Annotated in this window: 21 protein-coding genes and 2 pseudogenes; 16 read left to right on the forward strand and 7 right to left on the reverse strand. The window is 64.1% G+C overall.

Features of this window, described 5'->3' with window-relative positions; translation table 11 throughout:
• From BLV07_RS20315 to BLV07_RS47670, 4 genes and pseudogenes are all read left to right on the forward strand, one after another.
• Positions 1–271 (forward strand): annotated as a pseudogene (locus BLV07_RS20315) (IS110 family transposase); the annotation flags it as partial.
• 444 nt (positions 272–715) lie between these two features.
• Positions 716–1726: a phosphatase PAP2 family protein gene (locus BLV07_RS20320; protein WP_091888836.1), complete on the forward strand. Its 1011-nt coding sequence runs from the start codon at positions 716–718 to the stop codon at positions 1724–1726.
• A pseudogene (locus tag BLV07_RS46350) lies at positions 1726–1860 on the forward strand (MFS transporter); the annotation flags it as partial. The gene BLV07_RS20320 and the pseudogene BLV07_RS46350, both read left to right, overlap by 1 nt.
• A 54-nt stretch (positions 1861–1914) precedes the next feature.
• On the forward strand, positions 1915–2052 hold the full coding sequence (locus BLV07_RS47670; protein ID WP_176945655.1) for a hypothetical protein: 138 nt from the start codon (positions 1915–1917) through the stop codon (positions 2050–2052).
• A 9-nt stretch (positions 2053–2061) separates the two neighbouring features.
• Here the strand turns inward: BLV07_RS47670 and BLV07_RS20325 are convergent, their stop codons facing one another.
• Both BLV07_RS20325 and BLV07_RS20330 read right to left on the reverse strand, forming a co-directional pair.
• Positions 2062–3657 (reverse strand): glycosyltransferase family 39 protein, encoded by a 1596-nt coding sequence (locus BLV07_RS20325; protein WP_176945656.1) that lies wholly within the window; start codon positions 3655–3657, stop codon positions 2062–2064.
• A 232-nt stretch (positions 3658–3889) separates the two neighbouring features.
• A complete protein-coding gene (locus BLV07_RS20330) occupies positions 3890–5500 on the reverse strand; it encodes an ABC transporter substrate-binding protein (RefSeq protein ID WP_091888840.1) in 1611 nt (536 codons plus the stop codon).
• A 270-nt stretch (positions 5501–5770) separates the two neighbouring features.
• On the opposite strand from BLV07_RS20330, the gene BLV07_RS20335 reads away from it, so the two are divergent.
• The 8 genes from BLV07_RS20335 to BLV07_RS20375 all read left to right on the forward strand — a co-directional run bounded on the left by BLV07_RS20335 (position 5771) and on the right by BLV07_RS20375 (position 16355).
• Positions 5771–6901, forward strand: a complete 1131-nt coding sequence (locus tag BLV07_RS20335) for a M20/M25/M40 family metallo-hydrolase (RefSeq protein WP_091888842.1) — start codon at positions 5771–5773, stop codon at positions 6899–6901.
• A 196-nt stretch (positions 6902–7097) separates the two neighbouring features.
• Positions 7098–8039, forward strand: a complete 942-nt coding sequence (locus BLV07_RS20340; protein WP_164934790.1) for an ABC transporter permease — start codon at positions 7098–7100, stop codon at positions 8037–8039.
• Positions 8040–8058: 19 nt separating this feature from the next.
• Entirely contained in the window at positions 8059–8946 is an 888-nt protein-coding gene (locus BLV07_RS20345; protein WP_091888843.1) for an ABC transporter permease, read from the forward strand.
• Between the two features lie 156 nt (positions 8947–9102).
• Positions 9103–10752 (forward strand): ABC transporter ATP-binding protein, encoded by a 1650-nt coding sequence (locus BLV07_RS20350; RefSeq protein ID WP_091888845.1) that lies wholly within the window; start codon positions 9103–9105, stop codon positions 10750–10752.
• A 309-nt stretch (positions 10753–11061) separates the two neighbouring features.
• Entirely contained in the window at positions 11062–12567 is a 1506-nt protein-coding gene (locus BLV07_RS20355; protein ID WP_091888848.1) for a M81 family metallopeptidase, read from the forward strand.
• Between the two features lie 13 nt (positions 12568–12580).
• Positions 12581–13753, forward strand: coding sequence for a M20 aminoacylase family protein (locus BLV07_RS20360; protein ID WP_091888850.1), 1173 nt, complete (start codon positions 12581–12583; stop codon positions 13751–13753).
• Positions 13746–15167: an amidase gene (locus BLV07_RS20365; protein WP_091888852.1), complete on the forward strand. Its 1422-nt coding sequence runs from the start codon at positions 13746–13748 to the stop codon at positions 15165–15167. Before BLV07_RS20360 ends, BLV07_RS20365 begins: the two co-directional genes overlap by 8 nt.
• Before the next feature lie 297 nt (positions 15168–15464).
• Positions 15465–16355, forward strand: a complete 891-nt coding sequence (locus tag BLV07_RS20375; protein ID WP_091888855.1) for a crotonase/enoyl-CoA hydratase family protein — start codon at positions 15465–15467, stop codon at positions 16353–16355.
• A gap of 115 nt (positions 16356–16470) precedes the next feature.
• Here BLV07_RS20375 and BLV07_RS20380 read toward each other — a convergent pair whose 3' ends face one another.
• Positions 16471–17448, reverse strand: coding sequence for an NADPH:quinone oxidoreductase family protein (locus BLV07_RS20380; protein ID WP_091888857.1), 978 nt, complete (start codon positions 17446–17448; stop codon positions 16471–16473).
• Positions 17448–18056 (reverse strand): 2-hydroxychromene-2-carboxylate isomerase, encoded by a 609-nt coding sequence (locus tag BLV07_RS20385; protein WP_091888859.1) that lies wholly within the window; start codon positions 18054–18056, stop codon positions 17448–17450. The genes BLV07_RS20380 and BLV07_RS20385 overlap by 1 nt, the downstream gene beginning before the upstream one ends.
• Before the next feature lie 105 nt (positions 18057–18161).
• Here BLV07_RS20385 and BLV07_RS20390 point away from each other — a divergent pair, with 105 nt between their 5' ends.
• Entirely contained in the window at positions 18162–19184 is a 1023-nt protein-coding gene (locus BLV07_RS20390; RefSeq protein WP_091888861.1) for a methionine synthase, read from the forward strand.
• A 20-nt stretch (positions 19185–19204) separates the two neighbouring features.
• On the opposite strand, the gene BLV07_RS20395 is transcribed toward BLV07_RS20390, so the two are convergent.
• From BLV07_RS20395 to BLV07_RS20405, 3 genes are all read right to left on the reverse strand, one after another.
• Positions 19205–19822, reverse strand: a complete 618-nt coding sequence (locus tag BLV07_RS20395; protein ID WP_091888863.1) for a hypothetical protein — start codon at positions 19820–19822, stop codon at positions 19205–19207.
• A 107-nt stretch (positions 19823–19929) separates the two neighbouring features.
• Positions 19930–20457, reverse strand: a complete 528-nt coding sequence (gene gpt / locus BLV07_RS20400) for a xanthine phosphoribosyltransferase (RefSeq protein WP_091889155.1) — start codon at positions 20455–20457, stop codon at positions 19930–19932.
• Positions 20458–20499: 42 nt separating this feature from the next.
• Positions 20500–21237 carry a competence/damage-inducible protein A gene (locus BLV07_RS20405; RefSeq protein ID WP_091888865.1) on the reverse strand — a complete coding sequence of 246 codons (738 nt, stop codon included), beginning with the start codon at positions 21235–21237 and terminating at the stop codon, positions 20500–20502.
• 221 nt (positions 21238–21458) lie between these two features.
• On the opposite strand from BLV07_RS20405, the gene BLV07_RS20410 reads away from it, so the two are divergent.
• The 3 genes from BLV07_RS20410 to BLV07_RS20420 all read left to right on the forward strand — a co-directional run bounded on the left by BLV07_RS20410 (position 21459) and on the right by BLV07_RS20420 (position 24860).
• The gene (locus tag BLV07_RS20410) at positions 21459–22877 is read left to right on the forward strand and encodes a circularly permuted type 2 ATP-grasp protein (protein WP_091888867.1); all 1419 of its coding nucleotides are present in this window, start codon (positions 21459–21461) and stop codon (positions 22875–22877) included.
• Positions 22878–22881: 4 nt separating this feature from the next.
• On the forward strand, positions 22882–23826 hold the full coding sequence (locus BLV07_RS20415; RefSeq protein WP_091888869.1) for an alpha-E domain-containing protein: 945 nt from the start codon (positions 22882–22884) through the stop codon (positions 23824–23826).
• A gap of 197 nt (positions 23827–24023) precedes the next feature.
• Positions 24024–24860 (forward strand): transglutaminase family protein, encoded by an 837-nt coding sequence (locus BLV07_RS20420; RefSeq protein WP_091888871.1) that lies wholly within the window; start codon positions 24024–24026, stop codon positions 24858–24860.
• Positions 24861–24936 lie beyond the last annotated feature (76 nt).

Consider the following 24936-nt stretch of genomic DNA (forward strand, 5'->3'; position numbering starts at 1 on the left):
TCAAAGATCTACGGGCGGCAAGCAGAAGCTCGGCGCGACATCCAAAATGGGCGAACGCACGCTCAGGCGCCTCCTCATCATCGGCAGCAGCGCCGTAGTGCAGCAGGCAAGCAAACGGGGCGCGCCAAAGGGGTCGTGGCTCGAACAGATGCTGGCTCGCAAACCGCGCATGCTGGTAACGGTGGCGCTCGCCAACAAGATGGCGCGGATCGTCTGGGCGCTACTTGTAAAGCAGGAAAACTACAGAGCTCCGGTCGCCGCCAAGGCGTGAGCCTGGCGGGCCTGAGGTCGTCACAGGTGCAGTCGGTCGAAGGAGAGTATGGCGCAACAGTCGGCGAGACGGGGCTGGAAGAACCAGATGTACTCATCGTGCCTGGAGCACGCATTTATGATTTGGTTCCGGTCCGCGAACTCCCATACAGGCCCGCAGCTCCATCGCTGCATCAGAGGCCGGACAGATGGCAGCATCCGACTACGTGCCAATCTTCCTCTAAAATACCGCTTGCATCCGGCGGGGCGTCCACAGATGAGTACGCGCCCTAATCTTGAGATTATGCGATGTCTTTATTTCAATTTTGCCGGAATGGATCCTGCTCTCGTAGAGATTCGATTAGGAATGAGGGTTGTTCCATCGCCTAACGACGTCGGCAGGTTGTTGATATATTAAAGGTTGTGTTGCCATATATTTCCCGGAAAATGCAGGAAATGGCGGCGCATGACCGTTCGTGCTTACGTGAGAAACAGTCCCGCCCAATCCGCCGGAGCGCAAACGAGTTCAGAAGCAGTGGAAGCCTGTGGTCTCTACCTGCTGAACTGGATCACTATTACAATTCTGGCGCTATTCGTCGGTGTGTCCCTTGCCTTGCTGAAACTCTCGATGGCCCTCGAAGGCGAGTTGTTGGGAGGCATAGCGACGGTTGCAGGTCTCACGGCGGCGGGTCACGTCTTGTTGTCACGAGTACGCGCCGTGCGCATTGCGTACGTTCTTATTTCGATCGCCCAGTTAGGCCTCGTGTCCATGCTCGGGGCCGTCCTGACCTACGTCGCAGCATCTGCAAATTTGCCATTGCAGGATGCCATGCTCGACTCCTGGGACAAATTCTTCGGACTGGATTGGACTGTCTATTACCGGCTCATGACAGCCTGGCCTGCGCTGCTGCCGTATGCATGCTTGTCCTATGGTGCAATCGGTTTGCCGCCGATCGCGGTTCCCATCGTTCTCGGACTGACGAACAACCACGTTCGATTGCAACAGTTCACGATGGCGACGTTGCTCACCCTTTGTGCGGTGGCTTTGATTTCTGCGCTGATACCGGCCATCGGCACCTATCAGCAATACAATTTGCCAACCGAGTTCGCGACCTTCAAGGCTAGCGGCTATCTCATCCAGCTCGATCGCCTGCCCGTGGTGAGAAGCAGCAGCCTACAGGTTCTGAACATCTCGCAGATCGGCGGCATCGTGACCTTTCCCAGCTTCCATGCTGCTGCGGCTCTGCTCGCGCTGTGGGCGTGGTGGGGCGTGTGGTGGATGCGTCCATGGGCTTTAATGATGTGCGTTGCAATGCTGGCAGCAACGCCCTTGTGGGGTGGACACTACTTTGTGGACATCTTCGCTGGTGTAGCCGTTGCAGCTCTTGCGATTGCCTTCGCGAAAGCAATTGAAGGTCAATCGTTGGTCATTCCCCACGGCGCAAAAAGTACCTCGCTTGCATGCGTGACTCCCTGATCGGGCGAAGCTTCGACGGCACGCTGCTGCCGTTCACGATCGACTTCTTCCTGTCGACGCTCGCAGCGCTTGCGATCGTACTGGCGGTGGAAAAGGGACGGCTGTTCAAGCCGCATCATCGCCCCATCGCGTGAGGAACTTCCCGTCCCTCTCGATGTTGTCCTGCAGCAATTCGAGAGGCCACGTTAATGGAACTGGAACACCGCGAAAACCGCGAGGCGAAACGGCAGAAACAGGAGCGTTCGGAGCCGGACGCTGAGCAGGCCACGCTCACGACGCCTTTGGCGAGCGAGGGGCTCGAGCAGGTACGCGACAGCCATTGCTGATCACGAAATCTATTCGGCCGCCCGCCTGCTGGCGCTGAAATCCTCAGCAGCGCTCTCGGGCGCCGCCCCGCTTCCTCGCGGCGGCACCATCAGCACGACCACCTTCCGCGACAGGCCGGGCCGCCCCCACAGAGTTGCCTGCACGGTGAACTCGCGCCTGACGACGTGTCCGGCTTTCGAGGACACCCATCCCATCCACCTGCCACAATAGTCCTGGCCACGAAAACAGAGCGCGGCCCAGCCGCGGTCCAGCGTCGCCTTGCGCGGCAAGCCCCAGGAGTTTTGATGCTCGAACGGCCGTGCACAATGCGGATGGTCGGGGCTGTAGAACGCCGTCGCGAAGGCCAGCGAATCATCACCGCTCACGGCGCTGAGCGGCGTGCCGGCCAACTCGCGCCATTCGCGCGTCAATTCGCCGGCCACCTGCGCGTAGAAATTCCGGCCTTCTTCGTAACCGTGATCGTTGCGATAGACGGCATGGATCGGCGCTACGACCATGACCGCAACGAGCGCGACGCCAGCCACGGTCACGGTGAGGTTGACGGTGTAGAAGCGCTCGATCGGATAGCGCGCGCCGCAAACCACGAGGACGGCGAACAGGAACACCCCCTGCAATGCCCACAGCGACGGCAGATCAGTGCCCATCACGAGCGATGTCAGCACCGGCAACGTGATCGTGCCCATGGCAACGTAGAACAGGAGCCGCAGACCCGGGCTCATTGCAGCGAAGTCGGCCGGAAATTGCTTCAGCCGCGTGCCCGCGATCAAGACCCATAGCACGGCCGACACGCTCATGGCCGCCGCCAGCCCGAGCAGGAAATTCCTGGCCTCGCCGAGCGAGCTTAAGGCATTGCCGTTGGCATGGGCCAGCGCATAGGTGAAAGTCGACGCCCCCGTGGCCGCGAGCCACACGACGTGCGGCGACAGCGCCGCGAGCCCGACCACCGCCGAGATCCAGGGCGAAGCGGAGGTGAAATAGGCGCGCCGCGCCGGGTGCGCCAGCGCGGCAAACGCGAAGCTCGCGACGAGAAAGATCGAATAATATTTGCCGAGCATTGCCAGCGCCGTCGTGCACCCCACCGCGACCGCCCACGACGCGGAGCGCGTCTCGAACGCGCGCAGGAAGCACCAGGTCGCCAGCGGCCAGACCGCGAGCAGCACGGCATTGGCATTGAAGCGCTGGGCATGGAATTGATAGGCCGGCGTCAGCATCAGGAGCAGCAGCACCAGGACGCGCTTGTGCCCGCTTACGAACTGCCGCGCGATGAGGTCCACGAAATACAGCGCAAGCCCGGCGTTGGCCATCGCCATCAATTGCAGCGACCAGTCGCTGAGCGGGAAGACGAAGGTCCAGCTAGCGGCAACCCAGCCGGTCAATGGCGGATGCTTGTGATAACCCCAGGCGAAATGCCGACCCAGGGTCCACGCTTCGAGCGTATCGGGATGCAGGCCGCCGCCGGCGTACGCGATGACGAGATAAAGCGTCCAGATCGCGACAAAGCAGGCGATGAGAAGCGGCACGGCCCATCCTGTCTCGACCGCGTCCAGCCAGTGCAGGAAAGGCCGGCGCCATCGCGCCGGCGCACGATCGGACCGTTCGGCCATCGCCTGGAATGCAAAATCGAGCGGCACGGGAATCAAATGAAAGAAGGAAAAGCGATGCGCGAGGACGACACATCTATTTCAGGACAGAAACAAATAGCAACAATTGAAAACTGGAACGGTTAAAAAGCTCCGGCCTCTCAGCCAACGCAAGGTCGACAAAAGGCAACGGCGCCGCTGATGACAGCGGCGCCGCGTGGTGAAGGAGACGAAAGGCGCGTGGTCTGGCCTGCCCCTACTCCGACTTGTCAATGTTCCAGAACAGCGGCGTCGCGGGGCCGTCGAGCACGCCGCTCAGCGATTTGCGCCAGCCGCTCGGCAGCAGATATTGCCCCAGCGGAATGTAGATCACCTGCTCATAGGCTTCCTTCTGGATGTCGGCGGCGATCTTCTTCTGCTCGTCGATCGAGGGCGCGCGGACGAAGGCGTCCTTGAGCTGCTCGATCTTGGCGTCTTCCGCCCAGCCGAACCAGCCGCCCTTCTTGCCCTGGCCGCCGATCGAGAGATTGGCGATCGGGTTGGAGACGTCGGCCGCGACCCAGTTGGTGAAGAACATGTTCCAGCCGCCCTCCTTCGGCGGCTTCTGGCTGGCGCGACGGCTCACCACGGTCTGCCAGTCGGTCGCCTGCAAGTCGACCTTGAAGCCGGCTTCGCGCAACAATTGGGCCGCAACGATCGGCTGCGCCTTCAGCGTCGTGACATCGCCAGGGGCCATGATCACGACCGGGGTACCGTCATAGCCGGACTCGGCGAGCGCCTTCTTGGCTTCCGCCATGCCATTGCCCTTCACCAGGGTTTCCCCGCCGACCTCGGTCGCGAGCGGCGTATCGCACACGAAGAACGCGCCACAGATCTTCTGGTACTTCGGGTTTCCGACCAGCGCGTCGAGCACGTCCTTCTGGTTTATCGCCAGCAAGGCAGCCCGGCGCACCTTCACGTTATCGAACGGCGGATGAAGGAAGTTCATCCGGCCGAGCGTCTGAAAGCCGAACTTGTTCGAGACTTCGAGCGTGAGCTCCTTGTTCGCCTCCAGTATCGGCAGCATGTCGTAGGGCAGATTTTCCATGAAATCGATGTCGCCCGACTGCAGCGCGTTCACCGCGGTCTGGGAGTCCGGCATGGTGATCCATTCGACGCGGTCGACCTTCACCACCTTGCCGCCGGAGGTCCAGCTCGCAGGCTCCTTGCGCGGCACGTAATCGGTGTTCTTGACGTAGACCGCCTTCACGCCCGGCTGGAATTCCGACTGCACGAACTTGAAGGGACCCGAGCCGATCTGCTCCGGGATCTGCTTGTCCGGCGGCGTTTCGGCGAGGCGCTTCGGCATCATGAAGGCGACGCGCGAGGACGGCTTGCCGATCGAATCGAGCACGAGGCCGTAGGGCTCCTTCAGCTTCAGCGTGATGGTCTTGGCGTCCGTCGCCTCGATGCTCGCGGTGAAGTCCATGAGCTTCTGGCCCATGCCGTCGACCGCGGCCCAACGCTTCAGCGAGGCGACGCAATCCTCCGCCGTGACCGGCGCACCGTCATGCCACTTCAGGCCGTCGCGCAGCGTGAAGGTGTAGGTGAGCTTGTCGTCGGAGACCTTCCAGTCCGCCATCTGCGGCTGGATCTTGAAGTTCGAATCGGTGGCCACCAGCGTGTCGTAAACCATGTAGCCATGGTCACGCGTAATGTAGGCCGTGGTGAAGATCGGATCGATGATGCGCAGATCCGAATGCATCACCGCGGTGATGGTCTTGCCGGCGGCAAACACCGGCGAGGCCATCGCCGTGGACAGCGCGACGACTGACAGCGCAAGTTTGGAGGCAAACGCGCGAGACCCCCGGCGCATGAAGTTGAACATGGAAAGTTTCTCCTGACGTGAAACTGTTCAAAGGCAGATTATTGGTTGAGCATCCGGTTCGTTCTTTGGGCGAACTAACCTCATGCAATGCCTTTATCTTTTCGAGACTTGCAGACCGTGCCGAGCGCGTCAATCCGGTTTCGCTGCAAGCCCTCGCGGCGTGTGCACGGGCTCCACAAGGATCGGTTTGGCTCTACAACACTCTCTGCCTGTCGTGCCCCGCGCCAATGCAATGCGCGTTCCATCTTTCGAAGCTTGAGAGACATTGAGATGAATCCAGCCAATCTTCCTTTCGATTCCGAGGCGATGCTCCAGGGCCTGCGCGGCTGGGTGGAATGTGAGAGCCCGACCTGGGACGCAGGCGCCGTGAATCGCATGCTCGATTTCGCAGCGCGGGATATGGCGATCATGGGTGCGACGATCGAACGCATCGCCGGCCGCCAGGGCTTTGGCGACGTGATCCGCGCGCGCTTTCCCCATCCGAAGCAGGGCGAGCCCGGCATCCTGATCGCCGGGCACATGGATACCGTCCACCCGGTCGGCACCATCGAGAAGCTGAAATGGCGGCGCGAGGGCAATAGATGCTATGGCCCCGGCATCTACGACATGAAGGGCGGCAACTATCTCTCGCTGGAAGCGATCCGGCAGCTGGCGCGCGCCGCCTTCACCACGCCGCTGCCGATCACCGTGCTGTTCACGCCGGACGAGGAAGTCGGCACGCCCTCGACCCGCGACATCATCGAGGCGGAGGCCGCGCGCAACAAATACGTGCTGGTGCCCGAGCCCGGCCGCGCCGACAACGGCGTCACCACCGGACGTTACGCCATCGCGCGTTTCAATCTCGAGGCGACGGGACGACCGAGTCACGCCGGTGCGACACTGTCGGCGGGACGCTCGGCGATCCGCGAGATGGCCCGGCAGATCCTCGCGATCGACGCGATGACCACGGACGACTGCACCTTCTCGGTCGGCGTCGTGCATGGCGGACAATGGGTCAATTGCGTTGCCACGACCGCCACAGGCGAGGCGCTGTCGATGGCCAAGCGCCAGGCCGATCTCGATCGCGGCGTCGAGAGGATGCTGGCGCTGTCAGGCACAACCAATGATGTCACCTTCAAGGTCACCCGCGGCGTGACGCGCCCGGTGTGGGAACCGGACGCCGGGACCATGGCGTTGTATGAAAAAGCCCGCGGCATCGCCAAGTCGCTCGGGGCCGAACTGCCGCATGCGAGCGCCGGCGGCGGCTCCGACGGCAACTTCACCGGCGCAATGGGGATCCCGACGCTCGACGGCCTGGGCGTGCGTGGTGGCAACGGCCACACGCTCGAAGAATATATCGAGGTCGAAAGCCTGGCCGAACGCGGCCGGCTGATGGCGGGGCTGCTGGCAACGCTGGAGTGATTTTTGAGCCCGTCATTCCGGGGCGGCCCAAAGGACCGAACCCGGAATGACGCCTGAGGTGAAAGGGGCGCTCGAAACGACTGGCCGCACTGCAAAAGCTGTGGCCCGCATGGCACGGGAATTGCTGAAATGTTAGGCTGATGGCAGGCTTGCCAAAGACCCTGCCACGATTTGACTCTAATCTGACGGATCCAACTTGCTCGGATATCTCGTTCGCCGAATCTTCGCCGCCGTGCCCGTGATGGGCGTCGTCGCGCTGTTCGTCTTCCTGCTGCTTCGCCTCACCCCCGGCGATCCCGCCGCCATTCTCGCCGGCGACAATGCGACGCCGGAGCGGCTGGAGCGCATCCGCACCTCGCTCGGCCTCAACGAGCCCTTGATCGTGCAGTTCGTCACCTGGGTGAACAAGCTGCTGCACGGCGATCTCGGGACCTCGCTGATCTCCAACCTGCCGGTGATGAAAATGATCGGCCAGCGCGTCGAGCCGTCGATCTCGATCGCGCTGTCGACCATCATCCTCGCCGTCATCGTCGCCGTCCCGCTCGGCGTGATCGCGGCGTGGAAGCACGGCACCTGGATCGACCGCTTCGTGATGGGCCTGTCCGTGCTCGGCTTTTCCGTGCCGGTGTTCGTGGTCGGCTATGTCCTGATCGAAATCTTCGCGATCGATTTGCGCTGGGTGCCGGTGCAGGGCTTCAAGAGCATCTCGAATGGTTTCGGGCCGTTCTTCGAGCGTATCATCCTGCCGACTTGCGCGCTCTCCTTCATCTACATCGCGCTGATCGCGCGCATGACGCGCGCAGCGATGCTCGACGTGCTCGGCGAAGATTACGTCCGCACTGCACGCGCCAAGGGCATCAACGAGGTCGCAGTAATGATGCGGCATGCGCTGCGCAACGCGGCGGTGCCCGTGATCACCGTCATCGGCACCGGATTCGCGCTTCTGATCTCCGGCGTGGTCGTCACCGAGAGCGTGTTCAACATCCCCGGCATCGGCCGCCTCACCGTGGACGCGGTGCTGGCGCGCGACTATCCGGTGATCCAGGCGATGATCCTGCTGACGTCGCTGATCTATGTCGTCGTCAATCTCCTGATCGACGTCGCCTATACGCTGCTCGATCCCCGGATCCGGTACTGAGGCAAGGGTAAGAACAAGAATGTCGGTTGATAGCCTCCCCCAGTCGTCCATTCCGATCACGTCGCCGCTGCGGCCGCGGTTCGGATTCCTCACCTCGACGCCGATCATCGCGACGGCCACGGTCTGCCTCGCGCTGGTCGTGGTGATCTCGATCGTGGCGCCGCTGATCGCGCCGCATGATCCGATCCAGCTCGCGCCGTCGCAGCGGCTCAAGCCGTCGTCGGCGCAGTTCCTGCTCGGCACCGACGCCTACGGACGCGATCTCTTGTCGCGTGTCATCTATGGCGGCCGCATCTCGCTCCTGATCGGCATCGGTTCGGCGATTCTCTCCGTCGCCATTGGCCTTGCGATCGGTCTCGTCTCCGGCTTCTTCAAGCTGGTCGATGCCGTGATGATGCGAATCATGGACGGCCTGATGGCGATGCCGAGCATCCTGCTCGCGATCGCCGTGGTGTCCCTCTCCGGTGCCAGCCTCTGGACCGTGCTGATCGCGATCACCATTCCGGAGATCCCGCGCGTGGCACGCCTGGTGCGCTCGGTGGTGCTGTCGGCGCGCGAGGAGCCTTACGTCGAGGCGGCGATCTCGGTCGGCTCCAGCCTGCCGAAGATCATGTGGCGACATCTGATGCCGAACACGATCGCGCCGCTGATCGTCCAGGGCACCTATGTCTGCGCCTCCGCGATCCTGACCGAGGCCATTCTCTCCTTCCTCGGCGCCGGCATCTCGCCGGAGACGCCGACCTGGGGCAACATCATGGCCGAGGGCCGCCAGTACTTCCAGCTCAAGCCGTCGCTGATCTTCTGGCCGGGCCTGCTGCTCTCGATCGCCATCCTCAGCATCAATCTGATCGGCGATGCCGCCCGCGACGCCCTCGATCCGCGCATGAAGCAGCGGGAGGGGAAGTGATTTGTTTCGCCGGCCCATCCCCTTGTTTCGTCATTGCGAGCGAAGCGAAGCAATCCAGTCTGCCTTCGCGGAAAGATTCTGGATTGCTTCGTCGCCAGCGCAAAATTGCTTTGCAATTTTGTCGCGGGCTCCTCGCAATGACGATGGAGTGACCTGATGACCAACACCATCCTCGACATCAACAATCTCGTCGTCTCCGTCGGCAAGAAGCCGGGCGGGCCGAAGATCATTGACGGCATCTCGATCCAGGTGCGCGAGCGCGAGACGCTGTGCCTCGTCGGCGAAAGCGGCTCGGGCAAGTCGGTGACCTCCCTGACCACGATGGGCCTCTTGCCCAAGGGCACGCTGGTGCCGACCGGCGGCAGCGTCAAGCTGGTCGGCGAGGAGCTGCTCACCGCGACCGACCGCCGCCTGCGCCAGCTCCGCGCCACGCAGATGGCGATGATTTTTCAGGAGCCGATGACCGCGCTCAATCCAGTCGTGCCGGTCGGCCGCCAGATCGACGAAGTCCTGCGCGCCCATACCAATCTCGACGCCAAAACACGGAAGAAGCGCATCCTCGACATGATGGAGCAGGTGCGCCTGCCGCAGGTCGAGCGCATCTTCGCCTCCTACCCGCACCGCCTGTCCGGCGGCCAGCGCCAGCGCATCATGATAGCGATGGCCCTGGTGCTCGAACCAAAACTCCTGATCGCGGACGAGCCGACCACTGCGCTCGACGTCACCACGCAGAAGCAGATTTTGACCCTGATCCGCGATCTCCAGCGCGATCACGGCACGGCGGTGCTGTTCATCACCCACGACATGGGCGTGGTCGCGGAGATCGCCGACCGCGTCGCGGTGATGCGGCAGGGCCGCCTGGTCGAGACAGGTCCGCTCGAGACCGTGCTGCGCAATCCAACCATGGAGTACACCCGGAACCTGCTCGCCTCGGTGCCGAGCCTGGTGCCGCGGTCGCCGCGCGAGGAGACCCGCGAGCCGGTGGTGCTGGAGGCCAACGACCTCAGCAAGGTCTACAAGGAGCGCGCCTTCTTCGGCAAAGGCCGCGAGGTCGTCGCCGCCGACAAGGTGACGCTGACGCTGCGCAAGGGCCGCACGCTCGGCATCGTCGGCGAGAGCGGCTCGGGCAAGTCGACGGTCGCGCGCTGCATCGTCCGCCTGATCGATCCGACCTCCGGCGGCGTGCGCCTCGCCGGCCGCGAGATCGCCGACATTTCGCGCCGCCTGCTCCAGCCGCACCGGCAGAAGATCCAGATCGTGTTCCAGGATCCCTACCGCTCGCTCAATCCGCGCGTCACCGTCGGCGAGAGCATCGCCGAAGGCCCGATCAATTACGGCGTCGCACACGCCGATGCCATGAAGCGCGCGCGCGAGCTGCTCGAGCTGGTCGGCCTGCCCGCAGATGCGGTGTCGCGCTATCCGCATCAGTTCTCGGGCGGCCAGCGCCAGCGCATCGCCATTGCCCGCGCGCTCGCGCTCGATCCGGACGTGCTGGTCGCGGACGAAGCCGTCTCCGCCCTCGACGTCTCCGTGCAGGCGCAGGTGCTGGAACTGCTGGACGAGATCCAGAAGCGGCTCGGCATTGCGATCCTGTTCATCACTCATGATTTGCGCGTCGCGGCGCAGATCTGCGACGAGGTCGTGGTGATGCAGCACGGCCGCGTCGTCGAACAGGGCCCCGCCGCCGAAGTGCTGACGCACCCGAAGGAGGCCTACACTAAGGCGCTGCTGGATGCAGCTCCGGGGCGCGACTGGGACTTTGCGAACTTCCGGCCGGTGTCGGAGGGTGTGGGGGCGAGCGCGTAAAAATCTCTCCGCTGTCGTCCTGGCGAAGGCCAGGACCCATTACCCCGCGAGAAGTTTGGCGAAGACTCATCGCTCGGGACTAACAGCGCACACCACAGATAGACCTCGCGGTATGGGTCCTGGCCTTCGCCAGGACGACACCGGAGGTATGGCAGATGGCTCCTCTCACAACACCCACCGCATCCGCAGCATTCCCAAAACGATCTGACCCTATGCATGGCGCGATTGCTTCGCACCTTGCTCTCGCCGCGGGGCCAAGGCTAACGTCGAAGGCTAACGTCGCGCACTTTCAATGGCCTGGACTGAGTAATGACACGTATCGCCGTCGGCGGCTTCCTGCACGAGACCAACACCTTCGCTCCGACGAAGGCGACGTTCGCGGACTTTCAGCATGGCGGCGGCTGGCCGGCGATGACGCAAGGCGCCGACGTGCTGAAGGTGATGCGGCGCATCAATGTCGGTCTCGCGGGCTTCGTCGACAGCGCGGAAGCGAATGATTGGGAACTCATTCCAACGATCGCCTGCGGTGCAAGCCCGTCGGCGCATGTCACCAAGGATGCTTTCGAACGCATCGTGAAGGTGATGGTCGACGGCATCGCAGCCGCCGGTCCGCTCGATGCCGTTTATCTCGACCTGCACGGGGCGATGGTGACCGAGCACCTCGACGACGGCGAAGGCGAGATTTTGGCGCGCGTGCGCCGCGTCATCGGCAAGGATGTTCCACTCGTCACCAGCCTCGACCTGCACGCCAACGTCACGCCCGAGATGATCGAGCATGCCGACGCGCTGATCGCCTACCGCACCTATCCCCATGTCGACATGGCCGCGACCGGGCGCGCCTGCTCAAGGCATCTCGCGCTGCTGCTGAAGTCGAAGCAGCGCTTCGCAAAGGCGTTCCGGCAATTGCCGTTCCTGATCCCGATCAGCTGGCAGTGCACCAACGACCAGCCCACCCAAGGCATCTACGAAAAGCTCGCCGCGCTGGAAAGCGATGCGGTTCCGACGCTCTCCTTCGCACCGGGCTTCCCCGCGGCCGATTTCCGCGATTGCGGACCGAGCGTGTTTGCCTATGGCAAGACGCAAGCCGACGCCGATCGCGCGGCTGATGCGATCGTCAAGCTGATCGAAAGCCACGAGGACGATTTCGACGGCAAGATCTGGTCACCCGACGACGGCGTGCGCCACGCGATGGAGCTTTCCAAGAGCGCGAGCAAGCCGATCATCATCGCCGACACCCAGGACAATCCGGGCGCCGGCGGGGATTCCGACACGACAGGCATGCTGCGCGCGCTGGTGCGCAACAGAGCGAGTGCCGCGACGGGGGCGATCTACGATCCGGTCTCGGCCAAGGCGGCGCATGCAGCCGGCGTCGGCGCCACCGTGACGCTGTCGCTCGGCGGCAAATCCGGCATCCCCGGCGACGAGCCCTATCGCGAGACCTTCGTCGTCGAAAAGCTCTCCGACGGCCGCTTCATCGCGCCCGGCCCTTATTATGGCGGCCGCGAGATGGAGATGGGTGCCTCCGCGTGCCTGCGCATCGGCGACGTCCGCGTCGTCGTCTCTTCGCACAAGGCGCAGCTCGCCGACCAGGCAATGTACCGCTATGTCGGCATCGAGCCGACCGCGCAGAAGATCCTGGTCAACAAGAGCTCGGTGCACTTCCGCGCCGATTTCGAGCCGATCGCGGCGAAGCTGCTGATCTGCGCCGCCCCCGGCGCGATGCCGGCCGACACCGCCACCCTGCCCTGGACGCGCCTGCGGCCGGGCATCCGCATCAAGCCGAACGGCCCCGCCTTCCATCCCCCATCACGCTAACCGGACAGGACACATGCCCACGATCGACCGCATCGACGGCTATGCCGACGAACTCACTGCTATCAGGCGCGACCTCCACGCCCATCCCGAGATCGGCTTCGAGGAAGTGCGCACCTCCGGCATCGTCGCCGACAAGCTGAAGAGCTGGGGCATCGAGGTGCATCGCGGCCTCGGCGGCACCGGCGTGATCGGCGTCATCAAAGGCAAGGGGACAAGCGGCAAGCGCATCGGCCTGCGCGCCGACATGGACGCGCTGCCGATGGAGGAGAACACCAATCTGAAATGGAGCTCGAAGATCCCTGGCCGCTTCCACGGCTGCGGTCATGACGGCCACACCACCATGCTGCTCGGCACCGCGCGCTATCTCGCCGAGACCCGGAATTTCGACGGCACCGTGCATTTGATCTTCCAGCCGGCCGAAGAAGGCCTTGGCGGCGCCCGCGCGATGATCAAGGACGGCCTGTTCGAGAAATTCCCCTGCGACGAGCTCTACGGCCTGCACAACGCGCCTGACCTCAACCACGGCGAGATCGCAATCCTGCCAGGCCCGGCGATGGCCAGCGCCGACTTCTTCGACCTCCGCATCACCGGCTACGGCGCGCATGGCGCGATGCCCGAGCGCTCCAAGGACGCGGTGATCATCGCGACCACGCTGGCGCAGGCGATCCAAACCATCGTCAGCCGCAACGTCGAGCCGCTGCAGTCCGCCGTCATTTCGATCACCCAGATCCATGCCGGCTCCGCCTACAACATCATCCCCGGCGAAGCGCATCTCTGCGGCACCATCCGCACCTTCTCGGACGAAGTTCGCGCCCTGATCAGCGAGCGCATCCGCACGATCTGTGCCGGCATAGCAGCTGCGTTCCAGTGCACGATCGAAGCCGACATCCGCGACACTTTTGGCGTCCTGATCAACCAGGTCGAGCAGTCCAAGGTGGTCGAGGAGGTCGCGCGCACAGTGGTCGATCCCGCCAATGTGATCACCCGCGCCCAGCCGAAGATGGGCAGCGAGGATTTTGCCGACATGCTGCAGACCATTCCCGGCGCCTATTTCTGGGTTGGCCACGACGGCTCGGTGCCCGTGCACAATCCCGGCTTCGTGCTCGACGACAAGATCCTGCCGATCGGCGCCAGCATGTTCGCCCGCATCATCGAGACCCGCATGCCGGTGGGTAGCCATGCATAAAAAGAGCGCCGAAGAGACGGTCACCTCGCTGCATGATCTGTCCGCGGTCGATCTGATCGCGGGCTATCGCGCCAAGCAGTTCTCGCCGAGCGAGGTGCTGGAGGACGTGCTTGCGCACGTCGCGGCGTGGGAACCGCATCTGAAAGCGCTCTATGCATTCGACCCCGACGGCGCGCGCGAGGCCGCGAAGGCCTCGACCGCGCGCTGGACCGGCGGCGAGCCGTCTGGCGCGCTCGACGGCGTGCCTGTCACGGTGAAGGACAATATCGCGACCAAGGGCGTGCCGGTGCCGCTGGGGGCTGCCAGCGTCAAGCTGGTGCCGGCCGAGAAGGACGCACCGCCCGCCGCGCGGCTGCGCGAGGCCGGCGCGATCATCTTCGCCAAGACCACCATGCCCGATTACGGCATGCTGTCCTCCGGTCTCTCCAGCTTTCACGCGCTCGCGCGCAATCCCTGGGACCTCTCCAAGAACCCCGGCGGCTCCAGCGCTGGCGCCGGTGCTGCCGCGGCAGCCGGCTATGGTCCGTTGCATCTCGGCACCGATATCGGCGGCTCGGTGCGCCTGCCCGCGGGTTGGTGCGGCCTCGTCGGGCTGAAGCCGAGCTTCGGCCGCGTGCCGATCGACCCCACCTATGTCGGCCGCGTTGCCGGACCGATGACCCGCACGGTCGATGATTGCGCGCTGATGATGAGCGCGATTGCAAAGCCCGACCGGCGCGACGGCATGAGCCTGCCGGCCGAGCCCCTCAACTGGAAGGGGCTGGAGAAGTCTCCGCGCAAACTGCGCATCGGCTTGATGCTCGATCCCGGCGTAGGCATGCCGCTGGACAAGCCGGTGCGCGAGGTCGCCGTGAAGGCGGCCAAGGCGTTCGAATCCGCCGGCGCCGTCGTCACCGAGGTCGACGGCATCCTCACGCGCGAGATGCTCGACGGCCTCGACAATTTCTGGCGTGCACGGATGTGGGACGATCTATCCAAGCTGACGCCGGCCGAGCAGGCCAAGGTGCTGCCATACATTTTCAAATGGGGCGAGTCCGGCGCAAAGCTGTCGGGCGTCGACGTCATCCGCGGCTTCAACCAGACCATGGCGATCCGCGCGGCAGCAGGAAAACTATTTTGCGAGATCGACTATGTGATCTCGCCGACCGCCCCGAACGTGAACTACCCGGCGGAATGGGCCTCGCCCACCAACGATCCCATGAAGCCGTTCGAGCACATCGCCTATACCGTGCCGTGGAATATGTCGGAGAACCCTGCGATCTCCATCAACGGCGGCTTCGATGCCAAGGGTTTTCCCATCGGCGTGCAGATCGTCGGCCGCCGCTTCGACGATATCGGCGTGCTCGGCATCGCCAAGGCCTTTGAGGGTCTGCGCGGGGCGCAGCGGCCCTGGCCAAGTCCGCCGGGGCGGTAAGACGCTCTCCTCATCCCGCGCCCTTTAGGCGCAAGCCCGAATGACTTGGGACGGGCAGCATGCGGAGCCTCTCTTGCTTACCCTCCCCTGGAGGGGGAGGGTCGGCTCACATTGAGCGAAGCGACATGTGAGACGGGGTGGGGTGACGGTCTCTCCGCGTCCGACAGTGCCCGAGAGGAGAGATCACCCCACCCCGCTCGCGCTACGCGCGATCGACCCTCCCCCTCCAGGGGAGGGTAAAAAAACTCAAGCCCTCTGCCATCTGCGCAGCGAAAAGAACAACGGAAGGAAACCACCATGGCGTATAAGACGATCAAATACGAGGTCGCCGAGCAGATCCTCACCATCACGCTGAACCGGCCCGACAAGCTCAACGCCTTCAACGCGCAGATGCAAGCAGAGCTGATCGACGCGTTCGACGCCGCCGACAAGGACGACAATGTTCGCGCCATCATCGTCACCGGCGCGGGCCGCGGCTTTTGCGCGGGCGCCGATCTTTCGTCCGGCGCCGACACGTTCGACCGCGACGCGCGCCGCGGGCCAGTGAAGCGCTTCGCCGACGGCAAGGTCGATTATAGCGATCCGCAGGTGCGCGACGGTGGGGGTCAGGTGACCTTGCGCATCTTCAAGTGCCTGAAGCCGGTGATTGCCGCGGTAAACGGCCCCGCGGTCGGCATCGGCGTCACCATGCTGCTCGCCATGGACATCCGCATCGCCTCGGATGCCGCGCGCTTCGGATTCGTGTTCTCCCAGCGCGGCATCGTGCCGGAGGCCGCCTCGAGCTGGTTCCTGCCGCGCATCGTCGGGATCTCGCAGGCGCTGGAATGGTGCTATTCGGGCCGCGTCTTCCCGGCGCAAGAAGCGCTCTCCGGCCGTCTCGTCAGCAAGGTCGTCGCGCCGGATGATCTCCTGCCAACCGCGCGCGCACTTGCCAAGGAATTTGCCGCCAAGACTGCGCCGGTCTCGATCGCCCTGATCCGCCAGATGATGTGGCGCATGATGGGCGCGGACGATCCGATGGAGGCCCACAAGATCGACAGCCGCGGCATCTATGCCCGCGGCCGCTCGGAGGACGTGAAGGAAGGCGTGGTGTCGTTCCTGGAGAAGCGTCCGGCGCAGTTCAAGAACAAGGTGTCCAGCGATATGCCGGACTATTTCCCGTGGTGGACCGAGCGGGAGTATAAGTGAGGCTCTCGTAGGGTGGGCAAAGGCGCTCTTGCGCCGTGCCCAGCATCTACCAGCAACCGAAACCAGAATGGTGGGCACGCTTCGCTTTGCCCACCCTACGGCACCTACAACACCGTCAATCCATCACCAGCGCCACGCGTCCGATCGCCTTGCGGTCGATCAGCAGCCGCATCGCCTTCGCATAGTCTTCCAGCGGCAGGCGGTGCGAGACGTTCGGGCGCAGCTTGCCTTCCTCCGCCCATTGCAGCAGCGCCTTCAGGCGCACTTCGCCGAGCGCGGGATTTCTTCGCACGGCCTCGCCGGCACGCACCCCCAACACGCTGGCGCCCTTGATCAGCAGCAGATTGGTCTTGGCCGAACCGATGCCGCCGGTGAAGCCGATCACCAGAAGCCGCGCGCCCCAGGCGATGCAGCGCATCGAATCCTCGAAAACCTGGCCGCCGACGGGATCGAACACGACATCCGCGCCGCGGCCATCGGTGATGCGCTTGACGGCATCGCGAAACGGCTCGCGATCGTAGCGGACGAGATGATCGGCGCCGCGCGCCTTTGCGATCGCAAGCTTCTCGTCGCTGGAGGCGGTCGCGATCACGGTCGCGCCCAGCATCTTGCCGATCTCGACGGCGGCAAGGCCGACGCCGCCGCCGGCGCCATGCACCAGCAGCACCTCACCCGGCGCGACCCGGCCGCGATCGATCAGTGCATGATAGGCCGTGCCGTGACCGGCGAGATAGGTCGCAGCCTCCGCATAGTCGAAAGTGGACGGCTTAGGTGTGAGCTGAGATGGCGTCACCACCGCCTCATCGGTGAAGGCGCCGTGGCGCATCTTCGCGATGACTTTGTCGCCGACGGCAACGCCCCTCGCCTCCGCCCCCACTTCGATGACATCCCCGGCTGCTTCCATGCCGGGCGTGAACGGCAGCTCTGGCTTGAGCTGATATTCGCCCGCCGCCATCAGCACGTCGGGAAAATTCAGCCCGGCGGCGCGGATCGCAACGCGCACCTCGCCGTGCCCAAGCGGCGGCGACGGAAACTGCTCCAGCCGCAACGTCTCGGGCGCCCCGAGTTCGCGGCAGACGACAGCCCGCACCATCAGGCCGCACTCGCCTTTTGACGCTGCAGCGCCTCGCGGATCAGCGGCAGGCGGTCGTTGCCAAAGTACATGTCGGTCTTGCCCACGAAGATGGTCGGCGAGCCGAAACCGCCACGCGCGACGACCTCCTCCGTATTCGCCTTGAGCTGGTCCTTGATGCCCTGCTCTGCGATGCCGGCGAAGAATTTCTGTTCGTCGATTCCCACCTTCCTGCAGATGTCGGCGAGCACCGCGTCCTGCGAGATGTCCTTGTCCTCGCCCCAGTAGGCCTCGAACACGGCGGTCGCGAACGGCACCATGTCCTTGCCCAGCCAGATGCAGCCACGCATCGCCTTGACGCTGTTCACCGGAAACACCGTCGGCGGCATCTTGATCGACAGGCCAGCCGAGCGGGCCCAGTCGGCGAGGTCCTTTTTCATGTAGCGCGCCTTCAGCGGCACCGGCTTCTCCCGCTGCGCATAGACACTCGGGTTGACGGTGTTGAAGATGCCGCCCACCAGGATCGGCCGCCAGATGATCTCCGCGCCGAGCTCCTTCGCGAGCGGCTGGATGTTGTGGAAGGCGAGATAGGTCCAGGGGCTGGAACAGTCGAAGAAGAATTCGATCATGGCGTTTCCGGTCCGGCGGCGCGGGTTTGACGACTTTTGTCGTTCTGTACCTCGACGTTAAGACATGGCAGGAAGGGGCGCAACACAACCCGCCGGGAGGCCGCCATGCTGTTTCCAACCACGATCGCCGGCTCCTTGCCGAAGCCGGAATGGCTCGCCGAGCCCAACATGCTCTGGGCGCCCTGGAAGTCGCAGGGCGAAGAGCTCTTGCGCGCCAAGCGCGACGCGACACTGATCTGGCTGAAGATCCAGGAGGACGCCGGCATCGACATCGTCACCGAGGGCGAGCAGGCCCGCCAGCATTTCGTGCACGGCTTCCTGGAGAAGATCGAAGGCATCGACTTCGCCCACAAGGTCGAGATGGGCATCCGCAAGGATCGCTACAAGGCGATGGTGCCGCAGGTGGTCGCCCCGCTCCGGCTCAAGGGCCGCGTTCATGCCGACGAGGCGCGGGTCGCGCGTTCGCACACGAAAAAGAAGCTGAAATTCACCCTGCCCGGGCCGATGACCATCATCGACACGATTGCGGACCGTTATTACGGCGACCGCGTCAAGATGGCGTTCGCCTTCGCCGAGCTGCTAAACGAGGAGGCCAAGGCGCTACAGGCCGACGGCGTCGATCTCGTGCAGTTCGACGAGCCCGCCTTTAACGTCTATATGGACGAGGTCAACGACTGGGGCATCAAGGCGCTGGAGCGCGCGGCGCAGGGCCTCTCCTGCGCCACCGCCGTGCACATCTGCTACGGTTACGGCATCAAGGCCAACACCGACTGGAAGGAGACGCTCGGCAGCCAATGGCGGCAGTATGAGCAGATCTTCCCGGCGATCGACGCCAGCCCGATCCAGCAGGTCGCGATCGAGTGCCGCAATTCGAAGGTGCCGCTCGACCTGCTGGCGCTGCTCAAGACCAAGATCGTGCAGGCCGGCGTGATCGACGTCGCCAGCGACACGGTGGAGAGCGCCGACGACGTCGTGAAGGTGATCGAGGCGGTGTCGAAATTCGTCCCCAAGAGCAACATTATCGCCACCACCAATTGCGGCATGGCGCCGATGCGGCGGGAGATCGCGGAAGCCAAGCTGGTAACGCTCGGCGCGGGTGCTGCGCTGGCGCGCGAGAAACTCGGGTGATTGCAAGGGCGGGCGCTGTGCTAAGGCAGCGCCGTCGGATGCAACACTGGCGCGTAGCCGGCGTTCAATGTGCGCAGCGTTGAGGGCGGCGTCAACAACGCCGCTTCGCCAAGCCGACGCCCGACCGCGCTATAGCCCGCCGGTGACCACAGCAGGGTCCTGCCCTGCGTCACCAGAAAGCTCTCCGCACCCTGCTGAACCATCGCACCTTCGGGAAGCTGGTCCAGCGGCACCAGCAGTGCGTGCAGCCGCTTCCTGCCGTGATCGAGCCGCTCGTGATGCAGCACCGTGTCGATGTCGTGCATACGGACGCCGTGCACGCGATTGCCCTTCTCCCATGCGGCCCGGAAGCGATTGGCATCGTCGCGGCGACAATAGAAGCAGGGGCGATGGCCGGCGGCGAGCGCAGTGGCCTCGTCCAGGAAGAACAGCTCGGTCCAGCTGCGCTGTGCCATCACCTCGCGGCGCCGGCCGCGGAATTCGCAAGTGCAGGTGAGCCAGGCCGGCGACGACCAGCGCTTCTTCAGCAGCGTCTTCGTCGCGGGATCATGGATGATGCCGCGGTTGCCGGTGAACAGGCCGCGATGCGGGGTGGCGATGATGTCGCCTGTCGGCGTGACGCGGTTTTGCAGGGGCATGGCTCCCTCCGCCCGTCATTGCGAACGAAGCGAAGCAATCCAGAAATGCATCCGCGGAAGCAGTCTGGATTGCTTCGTCGCTTCGCTCCTCGCAATGACGGCGACAGTCACGCCGCCCCATCTCGCAGCGGCGGGTGGTAGGACAGCGCGGTGTCCCAGGGGAAGAAGATCCAGGTGTCCTGCGACACTTCCGTGATGAAGGTATCGACCAGCGGACGGCCCATCGGCTTGGCGTAGACCGTGGCGAAATGCGCATCGGGCAGCATCTCGCGCACCAGCTTGCCGGTCTTGCCAGTGTCGACGAGATCGTCGACGATCAACAGCCCTTTGCCGGTGCCGCCGCCGAGCTTCATCGCCGCCTCGGAAATACCCTTGAGGACCTGGAGCTCGCCCTGCTTGTTATGCTCGTAACTGGCGATGCAGACCGTATCGATCACGCGCACGCCAAGCTCGCGCGCCACGATCGCGGCCGGCACCAGGCCGCCACGGGTGATCGCGATCACCGCATGGAACGGGCCGACCTCGTTCAGCCGCCAGGTCAGCGCCCGGCAATCGCGGTGGAACTGGTCCCACGAGACCGGGAAGGCCTTGCCCGCCCGCTCCTGCGCGCTCAGTTCCGGTGCCTCACCAACCATTGTCGTCTCCTGCTTCGTCAAACGTCCAGCAAGCTGGGCGCTTTAGCGGGTGATGTTCAATCCCGCCAGCATTTCCTTCACCGCCGCCATCGCCGCCGCGAGCTTGTCCGCATCGCGCGAGCGCACCACGAGATTGGTGTTGGGCCTCTGCTCTTCGTCCATGAAGGGATAGCTGCCGATGATGGTGTCGGGGTGAGCGGCGGCAATGGCCCGCAGTGGACTGCCGATGTCGCCCTCGCGCGCATTGGCGCGGACCGATTCGGAGAGCATGCGCACGCCGGATTTCAGCTTGGGCGAAACGATGTCCATCATCGCCTGCATGATCGAGGGCACACCGGCCATCACGATGACATTGCCGATCTTGAAGCCGGGGGCGAGGATGGTCGCGCTCTGGATCAGCTCGGCACCATCAGGGATGCGGGCCATGCGCAAGCGGGCCTCATTGAGGTCCTGCTCGCTCCAGCGCTCGCGGAAGCGGGCGACCACCTCCGGATGATGATCGATGCCGACGCCAAAGGCCTTGGCGACGCTGTCGGCAGTGATGTCGTCATGGGTCGGGCCAATGCCGCCAGTGGTGAAGACATAGGTGTAGCGTTGCCGCAGTGCATTCAAAGCGGCGATGATGTCGTCCTCCTCGTCGGAGACGATCCGCACTTCCTTCAGGTCGATGCCGATATTGGTCAGATATTCGGCGATGAAGCCGATGTTCTTGTCCTTGGTCCGGCCGGACAGGATTTCGTCCCCAATGACCAGAATGCCCGCCGTGACGATCTCGCTCATAAAACTGTCCCTCACCTGTGGCGCCGACTTTGCCGAGGTAACGCGTTCAAGTCACGCGGTTTTGCTGCCGAAATAAGCAGTCCTCAGCCATTTTTTCAGGCAAGCCGCCGGGCATCCCCGGCAAATGCCCATCCTCCATGCTTATCGCGCTGGCCCGCCCCTTGCTACCACATGAAAGTCATGCACTCTTGCCGCATGGCCACGGAAACAAATCGGGATCTATGGCAATCGCGTTTGATGAAATGAATATTCCCGGCGGGGACCTTCGCCCCGCCTATCAGGAGCTGGCGCGCTGGCTCAAGGAGACGCCTCCCGAGGCGCTCGAATATCGCCGCCAGGAGGCGGAGCTCCTGTTCCGCCGCATCGGCATCACCTTTGCGGTCTATGGCGAGGCCGAGGCGACAGAGCGCCTGATCCCATTCGACGTGATCCCGCGGATCATGTCCGGCAAGGAATGGGCACTGCTGGAGAAGGGCCTGAAGCAGCGCGTGCGCGCGCTCAACATGTTCTTGCGCGACATCTATCATGGCCGCGACATCCTTCGCGCCGAGATCGTGCCTGACGATCTGATCTTCCAGAACCCGGTGTTCCGTCCCGAGATGAACGGCCAGCAGGTGCCGCACGACGTCTACGTGCACATCGCCGGCATCGACATCGTCCGTGTCGACGCCGAGAATTTCATCGTGCTGGAGGACAATGCGCGGACGCCCTCGGGCGTGTCCTACATGCTGGAAAACCGCGAGATCATGATGCGGCTGTTTCCGGATCTGTTCGCCCGCCACAAGGTGGCGCCGGTCGAACGCTATCCGGACGAGCTGCTCGCCGCGCTGCGCTCGGTCGCGCCGCAGAGCGCCTCGGGCGAGCCGACAGTCGCGCTGCTCACCCCCGGCGTCTACAACTCGGCCTATTACGAGCACTCCTTTCTCGCCGACAAGCTCGGCATCGAGCTGGTCGAAGGCCGCGACCTCATCGTCAAGAACAACGAAGTGTTCATGCGGACGACGGAAGGCTTGAAGCGGGTGGACGTGATCTATCGCCGCGTCGACGACGATTTCCTCGATCCCCTCACCTTCCGCCCCGATTCCGTGCTCGGCGTGCCCGGCCTGATGTCGGCCTATGCGGCCGGCAACATCACGCTCGCCAACGCGGTCGGCACCGGCATCGCCGACGACAAGGCGATCTACTCCTACATGCCCGATATCGTAAAATTCTATCTCGGCGAGGAGCCGATCCTGAAGAACGTGCCGACCTGGCGCTGCCGCGAGCCGAAGGATCTCGCCTATGTGCTGGACAATCTCGGCGAGCTCGTCGTCAAGGAAGTCCATGGCTCCGGCGGCTACGGCATGCTGATCGGCCCCGCTGCTACCAAGGCGACGATCGAAGCCTTCCGCGAGAAGCTCAAGCGCGAGCCGGAAGGCTTCATCGCACAGCCGACGCTGGCGCTCTCGACCTGCCCGACCTGCACGGCGTCAGGCCTCGCCCCACGGCATGTCGACCTGCGGCCGTTCGTGCTCACCGGCAGCAAGCGCACCACGATCGTGCCGGGCGGGCTGACACGCGTCGCACTGAAGGAAGGCTCCCTGGTGGTGAATTCGAGCCAGGGCGGCGGCACCAAAGACACCTGGATTTTGGACGAGTAGAGAGATGCTGTCGCGTACCGCCGAAAACCTCTACTGGCTCGCCCGCTACGTCGAACGGGCCGAATACCTCGCGCGCACCATCGATGCGACCTTGCGCGTCACTGCGCTTCCCGCCGCCTATATCGGCAAGACCAATGAATGGGATTCGGCGCTGCTCACCGCCGGCGTCGCCGCCAGCTTCTATCAGCAATATGAGGAAGCCAACGAGCACAACGTCGTCGACTATCTCTCGTTCTCGGCGGACAACCCGTCCTCGATCCGGAACTGCATCGAGGCGGCGCGACTGAACTCGCGCTCGGTGCGCACGGCGCTGACCAGCGAGATGTGGGACACCATCAACTCGGCCTGGATCGAGCTCCAGGCGGTCTGGAGCAAGGGCACCTCCACGCGCGAGGACCTCGCCAAATTCCTGCGCTTCGTGCAGGAGACCTCGCTGCGCTTCGACGGCTCGGCCTATCGGACCATGCTGCGCAACGATGCCTACTGGTTCTCGCGGATGGGCGTGCATCTCGAACGCGCCGACAACACCGCGCGCATCCTCGATGTGAAGTATCACGTGCTGTTGCCCGAGGAGGAGCATGTCGGCGGCCCGCTCGACTTCTACCAGTGGAGCTCGATCCTGCGCTCGGTCTCGGCGCTGACTGCCTATCATTGGGTCTACCGCGAGACGCTGAAACCGTGGCTAATCGCAGACCTGCTGATCCTCAACGACACGCTGCCGCGCTCGCTGGCGAGCTGCTACGGCAATCTCGTGCGCAACCTCGACCAGATCGGCGTCGCCTATGGCCGCCAGGGCCCGGCCCAGCGCCACGCCCGCGGCATCCGCAACCGGCTGGAACACAGCAATATGAACGACATTTTCCAGCACGGCGTGCATGAATTCATTCAAGAATTCATCGCGGACAATTCCAGGCTGGGCGAAATCATCACGAAGCAGTATTTGATCTGATGTCCGCCGACTGACGAAATGGGATACCGTCATGGCCGGGCAACAGCGCGAAGCGCGTCTTCGCGCTAGACGTCCCGGCCATCCACGTTCTTGCTTTCGCGCGACGAAGAAGGACGTGGATGCCCGGGACAAGCCCGGGCATGACGAGCTTCTTTGCGGCGACAGTCGGGCCCAAACCACTAACGACACGGTCTACCATGCGCCTGCGAATCCAGCACACCACGACCTATCGCTACGAGCCGCCGGCCAGCAGCGTGATTCAGATCCTGCGCATGACGCCCGGCAGCCATGACGGGCAATATGTGGCGGAATGGCAGATCGACGTCTCGACCGACACCAAGCTCGACACCCACGAGGACGCGTTCGGCAACGTCACCCATGTGCTGTCCTGCGGGCCCCTCAGTGACATCAAGATCACCGCCGAGGGCCTGATCGAGACCCACGACACCGGCGGCGTGCTGCGCGGCACGGACGAGCGCTTTCCGGCCGGCATGTTTTTGCGCCCGACCGACCTCACCACCGTCAATCCGGCGATGATGGCGGTTGCGCGCCAGTTGCGTAGCGAGGCCGAGAGCGACACGCTCGGCTTCCTGCACACGTTGATGACGCAAATCAGCGATCACATGACCTTCGACGAGGACCCGACCAACAGCGGCACCTCGGCGGCCGAAGCCTTCGCGCTCAAGCGCGGCGTGTGCCAGGACTACGCACATATCTTCATCGCCTGCGCGCGCAGCGGCGGCGTGCCGGCACGCTTCGTCTCCGGGCACTTCCTGCGCTCCGACGGCACGGTGCATCAGGAGGCCGGCCACGCCTGGGCGGAGGCCTATGTGCCCGATCTCGGCTGGGTCGGCTTCGATCCCGCCAACAGCATCTGCGCCACCGACGCCCATGTCCGCGTCGCGATCGGGCTCGACTATCTCGGCGCAGCCCCCGTGCGCGGCACCCGCTATGGCGGCGGCACGGAGACGCTGACGGTGACGGTCAAGGTCGAGCAGGCCGGCCGCGGCGGGCAATCGCAGTGGCAGAGTTAGCTGTCATTCCGGGGCGCGACAACGTCGCGAGCTACGGTACGCAATTGCGCACCTGAGAATCCATCGGGCCGCAGAG

It is taken from the genome of Bradyrhizobium sp. Rc2d (assembly GCF_900099855.1).
Taxonomy (GTDB): Bacteria; Pseudomonadota; Alphaproteobacteria; order Rhizobiales; family Xanthobacteraceae; genus Bradyrhizobium.